A 20084-nucleotide genomic window follows, 5' to 3' on the forward strand; every position below is an offset into this window, starting at 1 on the left:
ACCCCTTTACCTAAAAACCCATTAAGAGTGATAAATACCAGTCTATAATATTGTCATAATAAAAATAAGAAATTAAAGCACCTGCCGCAATGAATGGTCCAAACGGAATCGGTTTCTTTCTTTGAAAGAAGCCTGCCGCAAGCCCGATCATTCCAATCACAGCTCCCAGAAGAGTCGCGAGGAAAAATGCCAGCAGCACCGGTCCTACCCCCATAACAAAGCCAATGAGTGCGTATAGTTTAATATCACCGCCGCCCATTCCGCCTTTACTGATGACAGCAATCAGCAGAAGCAGGCTGAATCCAATTGCGCTTCCAGCCAAAGAATCCCACCACGGGTTCAACGGGATAAATAGCCGTTCTAACAAAAAAAGCCCCGAGAAAAATAACAGAACTTTATCCGGGATGATCATGTATTTTATATCAGATACAAAGATGATGACAAACAGCGAAACAAGTGTGAGAGCAACGAGAAGTTCCGGCTCCCATCCGATGATAGAATACGAGATTAGAAATAGTATGGCAGTTGAGGCTTCCACTAAAGGATAAAGAGGAGAAATGCGCTCCAGGCAGCGGGAACACTTTCCTCCTTGAATGATGTATGACAGAACCGGAATCAATTCCAGCGCCGTCAGGGTATGACCGCATCCCGGACAAGAGGAACGCGGCTTGACGATCGATTGGTTAAGTGGCACTCGCAGGCCTACTACATTGTAGAAGGAGCCTAGGAGGAGACCGTAAATTAATAATAAGTTTAACATTAGATAATATTATGGTGTAGGGTTAGTAGTTGTCTCAGTCGCTAGGCCATCTAAATTTACATCGTCACGAGTTAAACTATCTGGGTCCTTATTAACAAAATAGCCATTGGTAGCACTATTATTGCTAGAAAGAGTTACTCTATAAGTATAATTACCAGTCGATGAGTTTTTTGTAACAAATACAGCAGTTTTGTCATCATCGTAGCTAGTTCCAGAAGGATTATCAACATCCTCTAAGTAACCATCTGAAACTAATGAATCTAAAGTAAATGTAGTACTTCCTTCAACATCTTTCGCAGTCACTGCCATACGAGCAGCACTAACCATCTGCTGAGCATTCGCAATATGCGCATCCTTCTTTGAGTTATTAATCAATCCACCAATACTAGGTATAGCAATAGCAGCAATAATTCCAAGGATGACAACGACAGCAAGCAGTTCGATAAGGGTTAACCCTCTTTGGTCTTTCAATTTTTGACCGATTTTCTTAAACATTTTCCGTACCTCCTATGGTTCTTTTAGATTAGGTAAATAGTATTTCTGTTTCAATTATACATGACAATTTTGTCATTTAAAGTAGCAAAATGTAAAATTTTTAAAGAAATTGTTTAATAGCCTCCGACATTGTTGAAGATTTCGAACATCGGCACCATGATGGATGTGACGATGGTCCCGACCAGTGCTGCGAGGAAGACGATCATCAGCGGCTCGATCAGGGATTTTAAGCGGTCTGTGCTGTTTTCGACTTCTTTTTCATAGAAGTCCGCGACTTTTCCCAGCATAGAATCCAGTGAACCGGTTGTTTCTCCAATCGCAATCATCTGGGTGACGAGCGGCGGAAACGCCCAGTGCTTTTTCATCGGCTCTGTCAGGGATGTCCCTTTCTCGAGGGAATCTCTTGACTGGCGGAGAACTCTTGCAATCACTTCATTCTCGACGACCTTCTCGACGATAGCCAAGGCCTGCAGAATCGGAACCGAGCTGGAGAACAAGGAGCTGAGTGTTCTTGTCATTCGCGCCAATGCCGCTTTTTGGATCATGCTGCCGAAAATCGGCATACGCAGCATCGCATAGTCATAATAATATTTCGTTTTGCTGTTTCTCTTTATGGCCATGATGCCGGCCGCAAATGCTAGCATGGCTGCCGTAACCAAATACCAATACTTCTGCATGAATTCACTCGAACCCAGTACGAATTGCGTGATGGCAGGAAGCTCGCCGCCAAAGTCCGAAAGCATTGTGACAAAGGTTGGTACTACAGCCACCAGCAGGAAGATGACGACCGCAATTGCGATGACTCCCACCACCGCAGGATAAGCGAGGGCGGAAACGATTTTCTGCTTTGTCATGTGCTGCTTTTCATAGTGTGTGGCAAGGCTTTCAAGCGTTTCGTCCAGGCTTCCTGATGCTTCCCCTGCCCGGATCATGTTGATCAGCATCGATTCAAAGATCCTTCTGTGTTTGGCAAGTGCATCCGAGAGCGGGTTTCCGTCTTTCAACTCTGATTGCACTTCAACCAGCGCCTTGCCTAAAGGTTTGCTTTCTGTCTGCGAGGAAAGGATATCCGTTGCGTCCACAACCGTTACCCCTGCCTGCAGGAGGGTCGCAAACTGTCTTAAAAAAATGACCATGTGCTGCAGTTTGACCGGATTTCCGATTGCGATATCCTTGGTCAGCAAGGTTTCCGGGACTTCACTCATCTCGATAACCCGGATGCCCTGGTTTTTCAGCTTGAGCATCGCTTCCCTTGTAGAGCCTGCCGTTAATACCCCTGACTTCTTGCCCGTCCGTCCGCGTCCTGTATATTTAAAGCGCGCCATCTAGGTCGTCTGCTCCATTTCAATGTAAGGAAAGGCCGATTCACGGGCAATGATACCGGATTCGTACAGATTTCTGATGCTGGACGACATAAGATGCATCCCCAACCCTTTTGAGGTTTGCAGGATATTATCAATCTGGTGGACCTTTTCTGAGCGGATCAGGTTGGCGATCGCCGGATTATTGACGAGAAGCTCGGTTGCCGCTCTCCGCCCTTTTTTATCGACCGTCGGAAACAGTCTTTGCGACAGAATCGCAACAAGAACAGAAGCGAGCTGAATCCTGACCTGGGCCTGCTGTTCAGGAGGAAACACATCCACAATCCGCTCGATCGTTGCTGCTGAACTGGACGTATGTAAGGTAGCAAATACAAGATGTCCGGTTTCCGCAGCCGTTATCGCTGTATGAATCGTCTCGAGATCACGCATTTCTCCAACAAGAATAATATCCGGGTCCTGGCGTAGCGCACTGCGGAGCCCTCTAGAGAAATTTTTCGTGTCAAATCCGACTTCACGCTGGTCGATGATGGAGCTGCCATGTTTATGCAGATACTCGATAGGATCCTCCAATGTGATGACATGCTTGCGCATGGACCGGTTCACATGGTCGATCATCGAAGCAAGCGTAGTCGATTTCCCGCTTCCCGTCGGACCTGTCACAAGGACAAGGCCCTGCGGCTTTTCGGTAATTTTTTTCAGCACCGGCGGAAGCGACAAGTCATCAATGCTTGGAATGCTTGTCGGCACAATCCGGATGGCAAGAGAAATACAGGAGCGCTGCTGATAAACGTTGATCCTGAAACGTGATATTCCCGGGATGCCATAGGAAAAGTCAAGCTCGCCTTGATCCATAAACATCTTCCACAGATCTTCAGGAACGATTGACTTGGCCATGCCTTCCGTGTCAGATGGCTTCAGAATGTCTTTGCCGTATCTCTTCAAGTCCCCATGAAGGCGGAACACAGGAGGCGCCCCGACAGTTAAGTGTATATCGGATGCCTTTAGCTCGTATGCTGAACGCAATAAATAGTCGATTTTTTCTTTCATTTCTATCACCTATTCTGAGATGGCTACCCGAAGGATCTCTTCGGTCGTCGTCAAGCCTTGTTTTACTTTCAATAATCCATCATCGACGAGGAAGATGGTCTTGCTTTTCACTGCATGCTCCCGCAGCTTGGAGAACGATTCGCCATTTAAAATGACTTTTCTCATATCCTCATTCATGACAAGGACTTCATGAATGGCGAGGCGCCCTTTATAGCCTGTCATGTTGCAGGAAGAACAGCCCTCGCCCCTCATGATTTTATCGATCTTCATCCCTCTTTTAGCAAAGATTTCGACTTCCCGTTTACTCGGCTCATGTTCTCGGCCGCAGTCACGGCAAACTTTTCTAACAAGACGCTGAGCGACAATTCCGCTCAATGAAGAAGCGACAAGGAACGGCTCCACTCCCATGTCCAGAAGCCTTGTGACGGTTCCAAGAGAATCGTTGGTGTGGATGGTGCTAAGTACAAGATGTCCTGTCAAAGAAGCCCTGATCGAGACCTCCACTGTTTCCTTGTCACGTATTTCCCCGACCATGATGATGTTCGGATCCTGACGGAGAATGGCCCGCAAGCCCTTGGCAAATGTAAGGCCTACGTTGGGATTAACCCCGATCTGGTTGATGCCTTCGAGCTGGTACTCAACTGGATCTTCAACCGTGATGATATTGACTTCTTCGCTGTTCAAGTGATTTAAAGCCGCATAGAGTGTTGAAGACTTACCCGACCCGGTTGGACCTGTAATCAGGACAATCCCTGTCGGCTGCTTGATCATATCCATGAAACGCTTGAAATTAAGTTTGTTAAATCCAAGCTGACTGATATCATTTAATGCAGAGCTGAGGTCAAGTATCCTCATGACGACCTTTTCACCGAATACGGTTGGCAGTGTGGAGACACGGAGATCGACCGGCCTATAATCTACATTGGTTTTGATCCTGCCGTCCTGCGGGACCCTGAACTCTGTGATATCAAGGTTGGCCATGATCTTGATCCTGGCAATCAGCATGCTTTGCATATGCTTCGGCAGATTTCTTTCCGTTCTCAAAACACCATCAATCCGGTAGCGGATCGCTACCTTCGTCTCCTGTGGATCGATATGGATATCACTGGCCTTCTGCGTGACTGCGTTTGAAAGGAGCTGATTGACAAGCTTAACGATCGGCGAATCCTGGTCGACGATTGTCTGTTCTTCTATAGTGCTCTTTTCTGGCTTTTCATTGACCAGCTCTTCAAAGCCTTCCTCTGTATCATAGTACTTGGTGACAGCCCTAAGGATATCATCCTTCGTTGCAATCGCTGTTTCAATTTGGAAGCCTGTCGACAGCCTTAAGTCCTCTATGGCATAGAAGTCCATGGGATCTGACATGGCGACATAAAGCTTCTCACCTTCTTTTTTTAAAGGGATCATGAGGTTCCGTTTAGCCTCTTCCTTTGGGATCAGGTGAAAAAGATTCGTATCAAAAGGATAACGGTATAAGCTGACGTGCGGGATACCCAGCTGGAACTCGAGGACCTCGATCAGCTGCTGTTCGGTAATATATCCCTTTTGCAGCAGGGCATCTCCAAGCTTTTGTCCCTGTTCTTTTTCCTGCAGGGCCATATTAAGTTTTTCTTCTGAAATCAGGCCCGCTTCCACTAAGAGATCTCCGAGCCTCTTCCTGGTCTGTACCATCCAATCACCAGCTTATCTAATTTTCTAGTTCATTTTTTTTTATCTTCGTCTGCTTTTTCATCTTTTTTATTGGACGCGGCTGCTGTGCCGGCATCACTTTGCGAGGAAGCTGATCCCTCGCTGGCTTTTCCGTCCGCAGAAGATCCGCCCGCATTGTCATTCTCTGATGAATGGTTCTCTTTTGTAGAATCATCACTGCTTCCTGAATTCGGCGGAGGTCCGCTTGTTTCTGTGGAATCTGATTCTTCATCACTATCTGTCAAAGGAGTATCGACAATATCTTTTTCCTCAACATCTTCAGGTGCTTCTTCCAGACTATGAATCTCGATTCTATGGACAGGCGGATAAAAATCCTCTGCAATCAGTTTTTCTTCCATTACTTCTCCATTTTCACCGATACTCTGGCGGAACACTTTGATCAGGACGCCTTTCCTTCCTTCTTCAGGCACCTGAACTACATTCTTCTCGAGGAAAGGATTGTACTGGACGATTTTCTTTTGAGGAAATTCCTCTTTGTCCTTCAGTGTTACCTTGTAGTCCGTCGCCAATGGAAAGCCGATCAGCTTGGCGTACAGCTGATTGTCGAGAAGCTCGAGGACAATAAGGTAATCGTTATTATTCGGATTGGCAAAAACAAAATCCTGGCTGCTTGCATCATCGATTTTCGCTTCATAGCCGAGCTCTATTTCTGCAGGCAGGTCCGGGCTTGTATTTCGTTCAATGATAGAAAAATTGGACTGCAGGACCAGCTTATATAGAAGCGAGGTAATGACACTGAGGTCTTCACCTTTTTCATTGCCGGTAAAACCGTTCTCCTCCAGATGCCTGAGGAACGAGAATTCTGTGCCCTGCTTCACAGTGATTTGCGGAAAGGCTTCTACGAATCTCTTAATCTCCGGTGTGACCGTGATTTTTTCCGAAAGAGCTTCGGCGGTAACTTCCTCCACACTTCCCTTTTCAAAATAATCACTGAGGGAAATGACAGAGCTGCTTGGCAGCATGGAAGCCTGGCCGATTAGATCCTGCTCCAATGAAGCAGTGTCCATTTCTTCAACAGACATTTCGGGATAGGCTGTTTTCAATTGATCCATAAGCGTTTCCATGTCTACAGTGACAGCCAGAGGAGTGGTTCCTCCCCCGCTGGCATTCTGCATACTTTGATTGATATCGATGGAAAATAGAGAAAGATCTATATCCGTTTCCACTCCGGAAAGTTCTGCTGTCATGATTGCTGATGCTTTCCATTCGGCTGCCGCCAATGCAAGTGCCTCTTTTGCCTCCTGCTGGGACTGCCCCCCTACATTGATGGAAGCCACCATTGTGGACGGCTGAATCATATCGGCCTCTGTAAATTTATTCAGTGCAAAAGAGCCTGCATGGGAAAAACCGAAAATAAAAACGGTGGCAGAGAGTAGTGGGATGAATACATTTTTAACTGGTCTGTTCTCCATGTCAATTCCCCGCTCCTTTCACATTAATCTTGTGTATTCATTGTCAATTCAACGAATACGGACGGTCCTTCAGTTTGTGCTCGGGAGATGTCCTCTTCAGTCAAGATGGTACCACTTGAGATGATTGTTTCTCCTGAAACTCCTGTTATATCTTTCGTGACACGCTTGCCTTTCAACAGGCCTGCCTGCTTGTTTCTAATATTTTCTATATCGATTGACGTGTTCTCTTCAAGATCTAATTCAGGCTCTTCTTGAGTTTCAGGAAGCAGTTCTTCCACAGAATCCATAAAGCGCCCCGCTGAATCTTCCTTGACGATCAGGATATCTTTTCCGTAAGTGAGGATTTGTTCGGCTGACAGCACCTTTTCACTTTCTTTCATTCCCACAAGAATACCAATGATGTATCCTGTTTCATCATCCACAAAGTACTCTTTTGCTTCACCGATCAATTGACCTTTTCTTGACATGACCTTTGTATCATTGATGCGGATCTTCTTGTTCACCAGCGCATTTGCAATCGGAATTTCATTCAAGTCGATGACAGCATTGCCGTTTTCCACAGTGACTGCATATTCCCCGATGCCGATTACTTTTTTAAAAGGGATGGCTTTAACACTTACCTGCCAATCTTCATGCTCGATTGTAAGGAAGTCGACTGATCCTTTTTCAGGGTTCACAACCAGGGATTTAACACTCCCAATTTCCACTCCATCGGCGATACTGATAATCGGCAAACTTAAAATTTCTGTACTCTTCTTCATATTACTGCACCTATTCCCTTCTGTTTAACAACTCTTGTTTTATGATATTCTTCCATGCCATTTCTTTATAATCATTCAATTCACTCTTTAACAGCGGGTAAGTCATGAATCTCTCTTCCATTCCTTCTATGAAAACTTTCATCTTCTTGAATTCCTGGGATTCATGATAGCGCTGAATCAATTGCTGAGATAAAACATAGAAATCCCGGTCATGAAGCTCTGGCTGCATATACTGCGCTGCTAATGCTTCAAACTCTTCAAGAGACATCTTGTTTCGATAATAAGCCAGTTCTTCCGCTATGGTGTGGATAATCAAGGTCTGCAGCTGGGCGTTTCCTTGCGGTTCCTGCTCCTGCTGCGTTTCCTCTTCGATGCTCTCATCAGCGTTCTCCTGGTGAGAATCAGCCGATAGAATCATCATTTCTGCATCATCAGTCAGGTCTGATAAGAGAACTGGCTGGAGTTCTTCCTCCTGCTCTTCAGCCACTTCCGCTGATTCGCCGGAAACCAGAATTTCATTTTGGTCTGACCTGATCTTATCTTCAGGCCCTTCTATTTCTAAAAGGTCTTCGGCCAACACAGGCTCTTCTGGTTCTTCGATTTCAACTATGCTTTCTTCTATCGGGCTGAGTACTTCCAATTCATGTTCATCCTCAGATGGAGACGACATTAAGAATTGAGCTTCTATATCAGTCAATTCTCCCAAATCATGCTCTTTGGCGGTAACTTCGGATTCTTCCGACACCTGCACCTCTGCTTCAGCGTCAATACTGAGTTCAAAATCTGTTCCCAGTAGTTCCGATTCATCTACAGCAGGTTCAGATTCATCCGACAGCTCTATCAATAACTCGATTTCACTAAGCTCTTCATCGTCTTCCTCAACATCCACTGAATTCCATTCCTCGACAGTATCGTTAAGTTTAAGTTCATCGAGTGGCTCTTCTGCCTCCATCGCTGCTTCATCGTGATTTTTATTATGTATTGGTTCTGCAAGTTCCCCTTCTTCCTGACTAATCAGCATTTCAATTTCACTTAAATTTTCATCGTGTGAAGGTAGAAAGGAGACCTCTTCAAGTATGCCGTCTTCTTTATCTTCACTGTCTTGTGCAGCATCTTCTTCTATTTCCGGCGCATCCGCCTCTTCCTTTATATCGTACACAGAGCTGCTGTTTTCAGTAAGCAAAGGAATTTCTTCAAGATCTTCATTAATGAATTCTACTCTTGTCTCACTTTCTGCCTGAGCTTCTTGAACATCTTCCTGCTCTACCAGAGTGCTTTCGGCAGATCCTGGATCTTCTTCCACTGCTGTAAAAAGAATCTTCTCAGGTCTTTCAGCAGCGGTATCAGCCTCAGCACTATTATTTCTATCCTGCATACCTTCTTCTGCAAGCAAAAGAGGGCCAAAACGGTTTCCGATCATAACGGAGGATACAATGACTAAAATGAATAATATAATGGCAACCAGTCCAAGGGGATATTGGTTGGAGGCCAGCAAACCCAGAAGAGAAATCAAAAGCCCTCCCCCAGCAATCCAGACCTTCCCTTTCCTGGTCATCGCGCCAGGCAAGAACAATAGGACAGGCAGCAATAACACAAATGCTATTAACGCAAAAATATATTCCTCCATTTTCTCACTCCCTTCAGCAAGTATTAATTTTCTATGAAATTAGTACTACTTCTACATTATTCGACTCATAGTTATTGTATAATAAACTTAGGCAATTTGAAAGAAGGTGACGGAATGAAACTGTCAAATATCTTCAGAAATAACCAAGGTTTGACACTAATTGAGGTTTTAGTCTCAGTAACTCTATTGAGCACCGTGCTATTAGTCTTTTTAAATTTTTTCTTCCAGGCAGGTACATATACAAATATGAATCAAAAGAAGACAGTGGCCGTCAATGTTGCCAGAAACGCCTTGATGCATATGGAAAGCCAGAGTTTTCTTGAAGTCAAAAGAGAATTTTCCCAGGTGAATGAAGGAACTGCCGCTCCTGATGACCATTTATTGAATCTGAAACTATGTGATGATACCCGATATAAGACTTTTGGACCTGAAGAAAGTCCCCCTGATACTTGTGAAGATATCCCTATAAATGGAACTTCCTATAAAGTGACTATAAAGTCCGAAGAAGTCTCTCCTTCCAAAAAGGAAGAGTTAAAATACTATATACCGATCAAAGCAGAAGTGAGGTGGACTGCAAATGATAAGGAATTCGATACATCGGTTGGCGGAACGGTTAAAAGTGAAGACATTCGATGAAGATGGCTTCACACTCATCGAACTGCTTCTCACATTAGCCATTTCGGCCATCCTGCTTCCGGTCATATACGGTACCTTTTTGACAGGATATAAGATTTATGAAAAAGTCAACATAGAAGGCCAGCTCAGGGAAGATGCTGACTATGTATCGGCCTTGCTGATGAATTCACTGTATTCGACTCCTTTTGACTATGTGGACCAATGCGAAGGAGAAGATAACTGCCTAGTATTCGTTGATAATTTAGAGACCGCCCAAAACACCTACCACCCTGAAGTAATCGATCAGGACAAAAAGAGAGAATCAGGCGACATAAAATCCTTTACGATAAGGTTAATAGAGAAGGACGGAAAACAAGTATGGGAAACAGGCAATGGAACAATCGACACCCCTTCTGATTTTCGGGACTCTGAGATCAGTTTTGCTTGTTCGAATCCCAATCAAGACGATTTTGATGACGAGGATACAAAGAAAGAAAAATGTACGAATGCCGTTATTAAGCTGAACTTCTCAATAGCTCATGAGAACGAGGACCGAAGTGAACAGCTCAATCTTCAAAGCCAATTCGGGTTTTAGGCTGTTTCTGGAAAATCCAAAGAAACGGATTCCCGGTGAACTGTTCCATTGTGTCCCGCTATAAATCTCAAACACCAGCAAAGTAACGAAAAAAGCCTGAAAGAAAGGAGGATACACATGGTAAACAACCAGAGGGGAAACACACTGATTACCGTTATGATCACCTCCCTTGTCATCATAACAATCGGCATGGCAGTTCTAACGGCATCCATCGGAGGAGCTAAAAGAACGGAGGTAAGGGAAACGGATATCGATATTACATATGACGGGCTGCGGCTGGTCGATGAAATGACGGCCGACCTATCTACCCGCCTGGTACAAAATAACTTCAAAATTGAAGGCTTATCTCCGACAGATTTAAGTTCAAAACTGACATCCTATTTTTCTTCCCAGGCAGACTCTGCACAATTTAATGACAGCATTTCTTGTGTCAATGTTGTAGATGTAACAGGAGCAAATCCGAAGTATCTTATACCAGGAACGGAAAATCAGTGCCTTGGAAGCGGCCTTGCGAATTTAGACACCTTTAACATCGACACTTCCCTTCAATTGACAAGGGTCCTTGATTTTGTCGTAACGGTCAATACACCGGATGGCCAGCAGGGAGAGGTGAACAGAACGGTACGGAAAAGGGTGATTCTGTCCCCACTGCCTGGATTCCTTAAATATGCTGCTGGCGCAGGGAATCAGACCATCCTAAATGGCTCTCCGAATATCGCGGGAAACGTGTACGGCAAAGAAATTGTCATTGACAAGAACGCTCATTACCAATTAACGAGTGGAGACCAGGAAGAAATTGAAACGCCTTTTTCTTCGATTTTTGGCGACATCTATATAAATTCTTCGAAATCAGATTATAAGGATGTAATGGATTATTTGACTGCCGACAAATTTTATCACCAGCAGCTGCCGCAGTTAAAGAATGACAGCCAATTCGTGTCGGTCTATTTTGATAAAACTTTCTTGGAAAGAATAAATGAGATTAGACAAGATCAGGGATTTGCTAAGACACCTGCTATACAGAATCTTTCCCAGCAATTAGAGCAGTCCATCAAGGGACAGTATACTTTTAGTGAGAGCGGCCTTCCTGATGTACTGACCAGCCCGTTGAATGAAGCTGGCATCGGGCTGGATGCACTTCTTGGACAGGACCTATACAATGAGGTTAATACTCTCGGGTATAAACTGATTGACACCAGCTTATCATCAACCGTTGCAGTGCCGGGTGACCTTATCATATCCAGTATTTCTTCCGCACTCACCTTTTCCGGGAAAATTATTGCGGATGGAGACATCTACATTATTGGAAATAAAACAATTACACTAAATGATATAATCGCTACTGGAGATATTCATTTGATCAATCTGGATGGCGATATCAATGTGGAGGGAAATATTCTTTCCGCAGGTGAGGTTAATATCCAGACCAACAATGGGTTTTCATTTAACAATGATACTGAAACGCCAGGATATATGCTGGCAGGAAAGTCTCTTACAATTGAATCCCTCGATAGCCAGTCGACCATCATCGGCAATCTTGTTGCAGGGGAAAACCTTCTCATACAGGGAAACAGCAATGAAACCGACCGGCCGGAAGACGATGTAGTGTTATTCGACTCTGTCATATACAGCGGGGGAGAAGCCTTTATCTCTAACTTGAATATTTTGGGCAGTGAAGATGATGATATTCAAAAACAGCTTATCCTTCTGTCTGGTAAAAACCTGACCATGACCCGGATGAACGAGTATAAAAACTTTGTTCCGAGTGACGAAGATATTAACTATGAGGGAAAAATTTCTGATCAAACTGTTCAGCCATTAAAAGCATTCTTCTATACAAATCAGAAAGCTGAACTTTATGGTGTTGGTTCTCTTTTCCATATTGATGGCGGAGTCTTCGCGAATGATACTCTTGAGATCAATGCAATCAGAGGAGATATAAACAGCATTCAGGATGCAGACCTGTATTCAACCAAAATTGATCAGGACAATCATTATTCCCGCTTTAACATTAATTACAATCGAGATATTCTTCTTCAAAAAATTGATGCCCTTCCGAAGACAGAATTTTTGTCATTGTTCAGTGATGAAGTATCTGTTCAGTAAAATCGGATGCAGATTCTGTCTTAATAAAAATAATAGCAAACAAAAACAACTATCTTAATAAAAACTCCCCTGACAACAGCACCGTCAACCCTTGTATTCTAAAGAAAGACTACTTTAATCCTCCTAGCAATATAAGGGTGAATTAAAGCGGAAAACGTATTTTTGGCTCAGCCTAAAATGTCTTTATATTATTAAAAAAGCCACTAGTAAAACCCGTTCAGATAAATTCTCTGGACGGGTTTTACTGTTGGTTTAAATTATTAACCAAGATAACTATGACACTGACAACCCCCAGCCCTGACTAGCACAGAAAGCTAATTACTTTTTAAGGACAACCCCCGGCCTCTGTTTAAATCGGTGTACTCAAAAAGAAAGGCGGCGGATCATATAAGATCCTGCCGCCTTTCCGTTGATGCGATGCTATAGTCCTTCGATAACGATTGAGATGCCATTATATGACGGAGCTTGGTTTACCATCTTCCATCAATATACGGATTTTCATCTCCGCCTTCTTCAGGCGTAACCACTTCAAATACTGCTGAATCGGTTAAGGAATCATCTTCGTCCGCTGTGACTGTAACCGTTGTAAAGCCGAGTTCTTCTGTTCTGATATACCACTTTCCATCCTTTTCAACTGCTTCTATTGCCGGAGCTGAAGATACTGTTTCCGCCAGCTCTTTATTAGTCGCATTGGATGGGTTGAAAATCAGGAAAGCCTCGATTGGTATGTCCTTATCATTTAAAGGCAGGTTGATTTTTGCCTGCTTGAATTTTACCTCTTCAAGGGCAACATAAGGGTCAATCACTTTGACGGGAACAATGATCTTTACTCCAGAGCCATCATTCGCTTCGATGACCAGCTGATCCTCACCAGGTTCGATTCCCAGTATCCTGTGATTGCCTGATCCCTCTTCGGAATAGCTGGCGATTTTCCCATTGCTGTCCAAGAGCTGGACTGTGACACTCTTATCGGTTGCATCCAGTGGCAATACTTCAATTTGGAACGAAATCGATTCTCCTGCAGTGACCTTAATTGGATTAGGTGTTACGTTGATTTCACTAACTTTTTTAACGATGACGATGTTCTTTGTAACCGGCTGCTCATTAAGCGTGAAGCCGCCCTCTGTTTTCACTTGGATTTCTATATTGCCAATTAAATCTGCAGGAAGGGCAACCGGTTCATCCGGCTGGAATTTTTCCCATCCGCTGTCCTTTTGTCCAGATATGGTCTTGTAGTAATAAGTAACATCTTCCCCGCCTACTTTTTTACTCACTTTGAAAGAGGCAGGTCCTGTGGTCTTTTCATTATTGCTCAGTACTTTTTCAGTATTCGTTTCATAAACCGCAAAGTCTGTTTTTAGGAATACGTCGTGGAACGAATTATCGTTGTAATGTACCCTGATTGTATTGCCGTCCTTCAACTCTAATCCTTTTACAGGCAGATTCTTAGGGGTGGCTTCAGCTTTGACTTCATTTGTAGAATCTTCTTTCTTTGTCAGCTTGCCAGTATGATCTCCGATATAGGTAGCATCGCCGGACATGCCATTCAAAATAACCTGAAGGCCGATATAACCTGAATGTGAAGTAAGAGTATGGTTCTGGCTGCTGAAGTTTGAGTCAGTATAATGGATGGCTGCCTTTGGCATTTTCACCAATGACATGGCAAAATCGGCTTGGAGAACAGCTTTCATGTTCAACCGGGCTGGAGAGAATTGATTTCCATTATAAGTAATCGTTTTCCCCGGCTTAATCTCAAGGACCCGTTGGCCATTCTGAGTGGTTTCCCTGACAGCGGCCCCCGCCAGCGACCCGCTTAGGCTTGTTTGGAGAGCAGAACTCTTCAGGCTGATTCCATCAGGCAGCGGCTGGATGATCTTTATATTTTTTAGATTTCCTGACTTGTTCGCTTGCAGGACTGCGGAAGGAGTTATATCATACTCAATTGAAAACTCGTTATGTTCATTATTCTGCATTCCCATTTTCACTAGATTTTCAGGAGCGTGATACTGATTGCCGTTAATCTTCACAGCACTCTCGAATTTAGGCGCTGCTTCATCCACAATATTGATTGTAACGTTTTTATGTGTTACAGCCGGCAAAGTGTTGCCGTCAAAATCTTTTTGGATGAGTTTAATGTTATCAAAAACATACTGTCCTTTTTGAGTAAACTCCAGCGGCAGGCTGAGCTGAATGTTCGCAGGAGAAGGACTTTTGCCGATAGGGTATGTGAAGTTGTACTTCATGTGAACGATGTTCCGATCATCCATATAAGCATCTGAATTCGCTGCAAGCTTTACTTTTCCATTGAATTTGCTTAAATCGATTTGTACTTCCCCTTCAATGGAAGGAGAATTGAACTCTTTCGATATATCTGTAAATACATTGGAAAGGCTGTTTGGATTTGCCTGAATGGCTCTTCCGCCTGTTTTGTTTGACATGGTTTCCAGCAATTGATAGTTGACTTCGCCTGGCTGGGCAAAAGCGATGCTGAACATTGTTACATCATTGCGGCCAAGCTTTTCAGCAGATAAGACTGCATGATGCTGAATGAAGTTTTGCACACTATCGTATGTATAATTCCTGTTGCCTACCTTGGCTGTGCCATTCGTATACAACGTATACTCTTCACCTTGGTATTTAAGAGAAGTAGGTTCTCCATCTGTCAGGAAAATAATGTAGCGCTTGGAATCCCTCATTCCGGAAAACTTTTGAAGTGCATATTCAAGGGATTGCGTATAGTTGGTCCCTCCATTACTGACTTCCAGGTATTCTTGGACCCAATCATAATAATAGCCTCTTTTATAACGAACCCAGTCATAATACCCATAATCGAGGTTCTCTGCAATCTCTGAGATACTTCCTAATCCTGTCTCAGGATTAACTACTCTCCCATTGACGTTTTTATAACTAACATCACTATCAAAAGGAACAAAATAATATTTATCCCCACTTTGTTTATTTTGCTCAAAAAATGCAAGAGACTGTTTCAACGCATTTTCTGCACTCGTGGCTTTTTTGGCACCGCCATATGTATCTGCCATTGATCCCGAAGTATCGTGAACGAACACGACATCAATCGGCTTTCTCTCTTCATTGGTGGCTTGTCCCCTCGGAGTCAATTCGATATCGAGCCGGCCCTGGGCATCTCCATTTTGGGGCTTAACATATTCATTAGCGCTGGGCTGTACGGAAAATTCAATTGAAGGCTGTCCTGATGCATTTGCAAAGGAGGTATGTATCATAAAACTGAATAAAATGGTAAAAATGACTGCTGCAGAAAACCTCTTCTTCAAACCCTTCCCTCCTCTTTGTCATTTATTGTCATTATTTCTTTAGAAATTACTACTTATCTACTATTATAGCAACCTATCCCCTCTTTACATAGACCAAAGTACTAGATTCGATAAAAATTTACACACTAAAAAGCGGAAAGGCCCCGCTCAGCGGCGTACGGACTGTTCCAGCCCCGCATTGAGATAAAGGAATCACGAAGAACGAAGTGATTCGATGATGACTTATCGCAGAGGAGGGGATGGGCAGTACGCTAGCCGCTGGGGCCTTGGAGCTGGATTGCATAAAAAGCGGAAGCGCCCTGTTTAGCCCCGACAGGCAAATGTTCTCTGGAGAAGAAAAGGCGGTCTTCCCTTTTATTCTCTTTGGGTTATTTGACCCCGAGGGGCTAGGCGCTGGAGCTGGATTGCATAAAAAGTGGAAGCGCCTTGATCAGCCCCGACAGGCAAATGTTCCAAAGAGAAAAAAAGGCGGTCTTCCCTTTTATTCTCTTTGGGTTATTTGACCCCGAGGGGCTAGGCGCTGGAGCTGGATTGCATAAAAAGTGGAAGCGCCTTGATCAGCCCCGACAGGCAAATGTTCCAAAGAGCAAAAAAGGCGGTCTTCCCTTTTATTCTCTTTGGGTTATTTGACCCCGAGGGGCTAGGCGCTGGAGCTGGATTGCATAAAAAGTGGAAGCACCTTGATCAGCCCCGACAGGCAAATGTTCCAAAGAGAAAAAAAGGCGGTCTTCCCTTTTATTCTCTTTGGGTTATTTGACCCCGAGGGGCTAGGCGCTGGAGCTGGATTGCATAAAAAGTGGAAGCGCCTTGATCAGCCCCGACAGGCAAATGTTCCAAAGAGAAAAAAAGGCGGTCTTCCCTTTTATTCTCTTTGGGTTATTTGACCCCGAGGGGCTAGGCGCTGGAGCTGGATTTAGAAACGCTCCCTAATTTTCATCTATAAATTTCACTTTCTAATATCATAAAAAAACCCCGTATGAAAAACGGGGTCAAGAAGACTTCACATATTCAGCCACTCTGTTTCTTCCAGCTTGTTTAGCACCTGTATAGAGGGCTCGGTCAGCATGCCTGATCAACGACATGCTGTCATCTGCATCAAGCGGGGCCGAGGCCACTCCGATACTAGCGGTTACTTTAAGGTTTACTGTTTTTCTCTCGACTTCAAGATTACTGTGTAGAATAAACGGCCTGTCCGCTATTGTTCTCCGGACAATTTCGGCTATTAGAAACGCATCTTCCTTGGTCGTGTCAGGAAGCAGGATGATGAATTCCTCACCGCCGTAGCGGGCAACGGTTCCTTCATCCCCAATCAGTGTTTCCAGCCGCCTTGCTAATTCAAATAAAATTTCGTTGCCGCTTTGATGGCCATAGTTATCATTAACCGATTTAAAATGGTCTATATCAAGCATAACGAGGGATAAATTGGTTCTTTCTCCGTTGTGCAGCGCGCTGAATTCCGTAGACAACAGGTTTTCAAAATATCTGTAATTGTATAGTTTGGTTAAGGCACATCGTTCACTGCTTCTCTTGGTTGCTTCATAGTGGCGTGCATTGGCAATGGCCACACCAAGATATGAGCAGAGAATGTCTACAATCATGAGCTGATATTTTCGATAGGCCTTTTTCTTTGAAGAAGCGAGCAGCAGGACTCCCCTTACCTTTTGATTCCGAACTATCGGAACCGAGAGTACGCTTTCCACATTGTCAGGCATATACCCCTTCGCTACCTCAGTCCAGTCTGATCTATTATGAAACAGGGCGGACTTCCCTGTTCCCCATACAAGCCCGCTGATCCCTTCGTTCTTCTTCAATGGAGGCAGGTTGATTGATTTATTTTCATTGTTCTCCACTCTGCGGAGAAGAACAAGTTCATCGCCCTTTACATCCAGTATGTATGCATACTCTACGGGAAGAGTTTGCAGAATTTTATCAAGAAATAACTGCAGCACTTCATTTACCTGCAGGCTTTCTGTTAGTTGATGTCCAATTTCCACCGATTTTTGCAGGTATTGGTTAATCTGTTCTGACGAATTATAAAGCCTCAGTATCATCGCGCCAGATAAGAATGGCAGACCAATAAGGAAGAGCGCAATCGGACCGATATGGTATTCAAGAAAAAACAGGCCAAGGCCCATTGGAAACATGATCAGCATGGCGGAAAAGTCCCACTTGAGATCTTCACCGAAAAGTTTAATTTTTCTATTAAGAAAAACATGGAATCCTATCAAAAGCACCTGGTTCAATAGAATAGAAGATACCTGATAGATTAAAGCAGGAATGAACAAAGCTTCCACCGGGGAAAATCCGATTGTCCCTCCAATAGCATAATAAACCACACCGCTGAAAACGGACATCAGGAAAAACATGATGGAATTCCACGGCACACGGTAAAAGTCATTCTTCCCGATACGCAGTCTGATCATATGGGAAACGATCGCCACTTGAAGCAGGACCACTTCAAAGAAGAGGCCGAATTTCAAAAATGCGGCAAGGGAAACCCATTGAATCAGTAATATAGGGAGTCCGTTGATGATAATCGGCATGACTGAAATGATGATGGCAAAAAGAATAAACGCCGACATACTGAGTACATCAGCGTTCACGGGAGGGAAAAATTGATAGGTAAAGTAGATTCCTGCAGGCACAAGCAATGCCCACACTATCCAGATAATCATTTCCTGAGTTCTGCTGATTCCCATCTAACTTCCCCACCTTTCCATCCTATTGAATGATCCTTTGCTCTATTACCAAGGAATCTTATAGTAGAACTTAGTCAAAAAGTCACAAGTTTAAGAATATTTTATCAAAGTATACAGTAAATGTCATGAAAAATTTACAAATACTTTCAGTTGCTTACAATTACCGGCCTGACTTCTGACAAGAAATACAGCGACCCTGTTATGATCAGGATATCGTCACTGCCGGCCTTATTTTTATACGCTTCCAGGTACTTCTTCCACTCCTTTACCGTGCGGTGTTTTTTTAATAAGAAGTGCTTTTCAAGCTCTTCAGGAGATGCCGCCCTCGGAAAATCAAACGTGGTCAATGCGATGCTGGAAACCTTTTTTTCCAGTTCTCTTACCATGGTTTGCAGGTCCTTATCTTTGAGAGCTGAAAATAAAATATGCACTGTTTTTTCTTTGAATCTTGTTTCAATCGTCCTGATCAGTGACTGCATCCCTTCTGGATTATGTGCTCCGTCGAGATAGATGGCGGGCGTTGTACTGACCTTGTCCATCCTGCCCGGCCAATAAGCTTCAGCCAATCCACGTTCTATAGCATTTTCATCAATTTTATAAGAATACATTTTCTCTAGTAAATCTGCAGCTTTTACAGCCAATACCGCATTTTCTGTTTGATGCCTGCCGATCATCCCGATTTCAAATGTTCTCTTTCCACCTGTGCCGATGTAATCAAATATCTCACCATCCGATGAAGCCCCTTTATAATCCGCCTTAAAATCCCGGTTGTGCAAATAGAGGTCCCCGTTCATTTGTTCTGCTTTTGAACTAATCACTCTTTGTGCATCAGTCTGGGAGGCCGCCGATACGACCGGCTTGCCTTCTTTGATGATCCCGGCTTTTTCAAAAGCTATATCACTGATGGTATCACCTAAAAATTGAGTATGATCAAGCCCGATGTTTGTAATAATGGAAAGCATCGGATCAATGACATTTGTCGAATCGAAGCGGCCGCCAAGTCCTACTTCAAGTAAGACAATCGGGACCCGGTTCATCCGGGCAAAGTAATACAGGGCCATACACGTAATTACTTCAAATTCAGAAGGTCCCCCTAAATCGGTTTTCTCTAGTTCCTCCGCCAGTGGAATGATGACATTTACGAGTTCCACAATCTCTTCGTCAGAAATCGGTCTGCCGTTTACGGAGATCCTTTCATTGAAAACTTCAAAATAAGGCGATGTGAACGTACCTGTATCGTAACCTGACGCTTCCAATATGCTGCGCAGGAAGGTCAGAGTCGACCCTTTTCCATTTGTACCGCCAATATGTACCGCCTTCAATTCTTTTTCCGGGTGGTCCAGCTTCTTCATGATCCATTCCATCCTGCTTAAACCAGGCTTAATGCCCAGCCTCAACCGTGAATGGATCCAGTCAACCGCTTCATCATATGTTTTAATCAACACTGTCACTCCGTTTCTAGAGGCAATTTCACATGTGTGGATGTTCTTTCAACACCCAGGGCCCTTTGATCAGAAAATGCACCTCATACATACTGATTGTTTATCCATGGCACATACGCTGGATTCTAATATATTACTCATTTAAAAGCGGGACTGCCAAGAAGAAGTATTTTCACTTCCTTTTGGATCAGTCCCGATGA

Annotated in this window: 16 protein-coding genes; 5 read left to right on the forward strand and 11 right to left on the reverse strand. The window is 43.9% G+C overall.

The window, feature by feature from the left end:
- Window positions 1-10: 10 nt before the first annotated feature.
- The 8 genes from FZC78_RS00965 to FZC78_RS01000 form a co-directional block, all read right to left on the reverse strand.
- Complete coding sequence (locus FZC78_RS00965) at window positions 11-760, reverse strand: prepilin peptidase (RefSeq protein WP_148937826.1); 750 nt, start codon at window positions 758-760, stop codon at window positions 11-13.
- A gap of 9 nt (window positions 761-769) precedes the next feature.
- Window positions 770-1255 carry a type II secretion system protein gene (locus FZC78_RS00970; protein ID WP_148937827.1) on the reverse strand — a complete coding sequence of 162 codons (486 nt, stop codon included), beginning with the start codon at window positions 1253-1255 and terminating at the stop codon, window positions 770-772.
- Between the two features lie 113 nt (window positions 1256-1368).
- Window positions 1369-2580, reverse strand: coding sequence for a type II secretion system F family protein (locus tag FZC78_RS00975; protein WP_148937828.1), 1212 nt, complete (start codon window positions 2578-2580; stop codon window positions 1369-1371).
- Window positions 2581-3624: a type IV pilus twitching motility protein PilT gene (locus FZC78_RS00980; protein WP_148937829.1), complete on the reverse strand. Its 1044-nt coding sequence runs from the start codon at window positions 3622-3624 to the stop codon at window positions 2581-2583.
- Window positions 3625-3633: 9 nt separating this feature from the next.
- Window positions 3634-5295: a GspE/PulE family protein gene (locus FZC78_RS00985; RefSeq protein WP_148937830.1), complete on the reverse strand. Its 1662-nt coding sequence runs from the start codon at window positions 5293-5295 to the stop codon at window positions 3634-3636.
- A gap of 29 nt (window positions 5296-5324) precedes the next feature.
- Entirely contained in the window at window positions 5325-6746 is a 1422-nt protein-coding gene (locus FZC78_RS00990) for a VanW family protein (protein ID WP_148937831.1), read from the reverse strand.
- 23 nt (window positions 6747-6769) lie between these two features.
- Complete coding sequence (locus tag FZC78_RS00995) at window positions 6770-7507, reverse strand: PRC-barrel domain-containing protein (protein ID WP_148937832.1); 738 nt, start codon at window positions 7505-7507, stop codon at window positions 6770-6772.
- Window positions 7508-7517: 10 nt separating this feature from the next.
- Window positions 7518-9134 (reverse strand): hypothetical protein, encoded by a 1617-nt coding sequence (locus FZC78_RS01000; RefSeq protein WP_148937833.1) that lies wholly within the window; start codon window positions 9132-9134, stop codon window positions 7518-7520.
- A 114-nt stretch (window positions 9135-9248) separates the two neighbouring features.
- On the opposite strand from FZC78_RS01000, the gene FZC78_RS01005 reads away from it, so the two are divergent.
- The 3 genes from FZC78_RS01005 to FZC78_RS01015 all read left to right on the forward strand — a co-directional run bounded on the left by FZC78_RS01005 (window position 9249) and on the right by FZC78_RS01015 (window position 12450).
- Complete coding sequence (locus FZC78_RS01005; protein ID WP_187444755.1) at window positions 9249-9770, forward strand: type IV pilus modification PilV family protein; 522 nt, start codon at window positions 9249-9251, stop codon at window positions 9768-9770.
- The gene (locus FZC78_RS01010; RefSeq protein ID WP_148937835.1) at window positions 9712-10344 is read left to right on the forward strand and encodes a PilW family protein; all 633 of its coding nucleotides are present in this window, start codon (window positions 9712-9714) and stop codon (window positions 10342-10344) included. The genes FZC78_RS01005 and FZC78_RS01010 overlap by 59 nt, the downstream gene beginning before the upstream one ends.
- Before the next feature lie 117 nt (window positions 10345-10461).
- Window positions 10462-12450, forward strand: a complete 1989-nt coding sequence (locus tag FZC78_RS01015; RefSeq protein ID WP_148937836.1) for a hypothetical protein — start codon at window positions 10462-10464, stop codon at window positions 12448-12450.
- 470 nt (window positions 12451-12920) lie between these two features.
- On the opposite strand, the gene FZC78_RS01020 is transcribed toward FZC78_RS01015, so the two are convergent.
- Window positions 12921-15743: a vWA domain-containing protein gene (locus FZC78_RS01020; RefSeq protein WP_148937837.1), complete on the reverse strand. Its 2823-nt coding sequence runs from the start codon at window positions 15741-15743 to the stop codon at window positions 12921-12923.
- Window positions 15744-15982: 239 nt separating this feature from the next.
- Here FZC78_RS01020 and FZC78_RS01025 point away from each other — a divergent pair, with 239 nt between their 5' ends.
- Together FZC78_RS01025 and FZC78_RS01030 are read left to right on the forward strand one after the other, a co-directional pair.
- Entirely contained in the window at window positions 15983-16246 is a 264-nt protein-coding gene (locus FZC78_RS01025; protein WP_148937838.1) for a hypothetical protein, read from the forward strand.
- A gap of 177 nt (window positions 16247-16423) precedes the next feature.
- The gene (locus FZC78_RS01030; protein ID WP_148937839.1) at window positions 16424-16627 is read left to right on the forward strand and encodes a hypothetical protein; all 204 of its coding nucleotides are present in this window, start codon (window positions 16424-16426) and stop codon (window positions 16625-16627) included.
- Between the two features lie 105 nt (window positions 16628-16732).
- Here the strand turns inward: FZC78_RS01030 and FZC78_RS01035 are convergent, their stop codons facing one another.
- Entirely contained in the window at window positions 16733-18442 is a 1710-nt protein-coding gene (locus FZC78_RS01035) for a sensor domain-containing diguanylate cyclase (RefSeq protein WP_148937840.1), read from the reverse strand.
- Between the two features lie 146 nt (window positions 18443-18588).
- On the reverse strand, window positions 18589-19884 hold the full coding sequence (locus FZC78_RS01040; protein ID WP_148937841.1) for a bifunctional folylpolyglutamate synthase/dihydrofolate synthase: 1296 nt from the start codon (window positions 19882-19884) through the stop codon (window positions 18589-18591).
- Window positions 19885-20084: the final 200 nt, after the last annotated feature.

This window comes from Rossellomorea vietnamensis (genome assembly GCF_008180415.1).
In the GTDB taxonomy this organism is placed as follows: Bacteria; Bacillota; Bacilli; order Bacillales; family Bacillaceae_B; genus Rossellomorea; species Rossellomorea vietnamensis_C.